Here is a 2,952-nt window from a genome sequence, read left to right as displayed (position 1 = left end):
GCAGGGGATCAATCGCGATTACAGCGGTTTTCTCAAGCTGGATGGCGTCGACCTCAAGGAAATCAACCTGCGTCACCTTCGCCAGGGGCTCGGCGTGGTCCTCCAGGACAATTTCCTTTTCCGCGGGTCGATTCGAGACAACATCATCGCCGGGCGCCCCGGCCTGACCCTTTCCGACGCCATGCGAGCCGCTCACCTTGCCGGCGCCGCAGAATTCATCGAACGCATGCCCAACGGCTATGACACCTATATTGAGGAAGGTTCGCCCAACCTGTCGGGTGGTCAAAAGCAGCGGCTGGCGATTGCGCGCGCGCTCATCCACGATCCGACCGTCATGATCCTTGACGAGGCGACCAGCGCGCTTGATCCGGAGAGCGAGGCGGTGGTCAGCGCCAATCTCATGCGCATCGCCAGGGGCCGCACGATGATTATTGTTTCGCACCGGCTTTCCTCGCTGACCGAATGCGACCAGATCCTGGTCATGGATCAGGGCCAGGTCCTCGATGTCGCGCCGCATGCGACCCTGCTCGAACGATGCGCGCTCTACCGCCAGCTTTGGATGCAGCAGAACCGGCATCTTGACAATCGCCAAGCTCGTCTGGCCGCTGTGCCGCCGAGACTTGTGTGAGCATCGGCTTCGGGGCGCCCATGAGCAGCATCACCCATTCCAGTCTTCCCGTCCGGCGCCGGACAGAGCCGAGCGATCCGACGATGCCCGTCATCCTGGAATTCCAATGGCCGTCGACGGCCATCGCCAATGCGCCCGTCCCACGAATGGCGCGCGGCATGGTCTGGATCATCTCAAGCATGGTCGTTGCCCTGATAACACTCTCAGGGCTCATACCGGTCGATCAGGTCGTCTCCACCAGAGGGCTCGTGGTGTCGCAATCGCCGAATATTCTGGTGCAGCCGCTCGAGACGGCGATCGTCCGCTCGATCGAGGTGCGCGAAGGACAGCGCGTGCGAGCTGGTCAAACGCTTGCACGCCTCGACGCGACCTTCGCCTCCGCTGACCTTGCTGCGCTGACGACACAGGTCTCGACACTTGAAGCCGAAGTGGCCCGTTTGAAAGCGGAAGCCGACGGAAAGCCCTTCAGCTATGACGGTCTGGACCCGAGTTGGACCCTGCAGGCATCAATCTTCGATCGTCGAAAAGCCGTCTACGACGCCAAGCTGTCGAGTTTTGACCGGCAGAGCGATGAACTCAGTTCCGTGATCTCGCGTTCCCAGTCCGATGCTGACGGCTACCGCCAGCGACTGGCCGTCGCGGCTTCGATCGAACGGATGCGCAAGCAACTGGAAGCAAGACAGGTGGGCAGCCGCCTCAATACGCTTCTGGCCGAGGACAACTGGGCAGAGATGTCCCGGGCGCTCGGCAACGCCGAGCAGACATCGGAAGCTGCCAAGCGACAACAGGCGACGGTGGCCGCCGACCGCGATGGCTACATCCAGAGCTGGCGCGCGGAAGTCTCGCAAGGCCTGTCGGAGGCGGGCTCGCGTATGTCCGATGCCCGTGAGCTTCTCAACAAGGCAAAGCTGCGTAAGCAGTTGGTCGAGCTGAAAAGCGATGCAAACGCCATCGTTCAGTCAGTGGCGAAGGTTTCCGTCGGGTCGATCCTGCAATCGGGTGACCGGCTGATGACCCTGGTGCCGGACGACGCGGTGCTTGAAATCGAAACGAACATTGTCGGCCGTAGCAGTGGGTTCGTCCACGTCGGTGACCCCGTGGCCATCAAGTTCGACACCTTTCCATATTCGCAATATGGCCTCGCGCATGGCACTGTGCGCACGGTGAGCCCGGATTCCTTCTCGGCCCGGGAACAGGCGCGCGACCCGAACAGCTCGTTGGCCATGCTGCCCCCGGACGCTGACCTGTTTTACCGCACGCAGATTTCCATCGACGAGGTCGCCCTCCATGGCGTGCCCGCAAGTTTCACGATCGTCCCTGGCATGCCGGTAACCGCTGACGTCAAGGTCGGCCGCCGTACCGTGCTCAAGTATATTCTCGGCGCCATACTCCCCCTAGGCCAAGAAGCGATGAGGGAGCCATAGGCTCGGGCGCCGTGCGCGACAAACGGAGGTATGCGTTCTCGCATCGATGGCAATCCTTGACCGCCTGACTGCTTACGGTCCACCAGCGCTGGTATTGCGCCGGGCGATCCAGCTTTCTGACAGCGGCAAGCCTTTAGAAGCCTTTCCGCTGCTGGCAATTGCGGCACGCGCCGGGATTGTCGAGGCCGAATACCGCGTCGCTCGTTGCTATCTCGAAGGTTTGGGTGTGCCGCCAAGCCGGTCGGAAGGCGCGCGTTGGCTGCGGCGAGCGGCCGATCACGGCAGCCCCGATGCCCAGTCGCTCCTCGCCGCGCTTTACGTGGCTGGACTGGCGGCGCAGGAGCCCGACGGCAATGGCTTGGAATCGCAAAGCTTGTTCGAACGGGATTCCTCGCGGGAGCCGGAATTCGCGGCAGCGTTCGGGCTCGCGAAAAAGGCAGCCGAAGCTGGCTCCGCAACCGGGCAGGCAATTCTCGCCTATATCCTCAGCAGAGGCCCCGAAGCGATGCGGGACCTGGATGCGGCGCATGGCTGGTATGAGAAGTCTGCGGCAGCCGGCTGCCCTGAGGGATGCCTGGGCCTTGCTCTTTCCCTCGCCCGGCGCGGGCAGCCTGCGCAGACGGCCAAAGTTGCCGCCGAGGTTCGACGCGCTGCCGACGCCGGTCTGCCAACCGCAATCTACCTTCTTGGGGTCCTGACTGAGCATGGACGCGGCATGCCAGCTGATCGACCGGCAGCCGCGCGACTGTATCAGCTTGCCGCGGAGAAAGGCTTGCCCTCAGCCCAATTCCGGTTGGGATCGGCGCTCATCGAGGGTGGCCTTGCAGGTCAAGATATCGCCGCCGGCGAGGCGTGGATGCGGCGGGCCGCATTGGCAGGAAATATTGAGGCAGCCTATCG

General features: G+C 63.0%; 3 protein-coding genes. All 3 read left to right on the top strand.

Going from position 1 to position 2,952, the window contains the following annotated elements:
* Window positions 1-628 (top strand): ATP-binding cassette domain-containing protein (locus tag EN991_RS30320; protein WP_127370122.1); only part of this gene is annotated, 628 nt, incomplete at its 5' end.
* A 20-nt stretch (window positions 629-648) separates the two neighbouring features.
* Window positions 649-2,052, top strand: a complete 1,404-nt coding sequence (locus EN991_RS30315) for an HlyD family type I secretion periplasmic adaptor subunit (protein WP_064994815.1) — start codon at window positions 649-651, stop codon at window positions 2,050-2,052.
* Window positions 2,053-2,098: 46 nt separating this feature from the next.
* On the top strand, window positions 2,099-2,952 hold an 854-nt coding region (locus tag EN991_RS30310), incomplete at its 3' end, for a tetratricopeptide repeat protein (RefSeq protein WP_164769478.1).

The organism is Mesorhizobium sp. M7A.F.Ca.US.005.03.2.1, assembly GCF_003997795.1.
Lineage (GTDB): Bacteria > Pseudomonadota > Alphaproteobacteria > Rhizobiales > Rhizobiaceae > Mesorhizobium > Mesorhizobium ciceri.
This window is presented reverse-complemented; position numbering and strand designations above follow the sequence as displayed.

Excerpts from the sequence above, each read along its gene's own strand:
- EN991_RS30315 (WP_064994815.1), top strand. The coding sequence starts at position 649 with ATGAGCAGCATCACCCATTCCAGTCTTCCCGTCCGGCGCCGGACAGAG.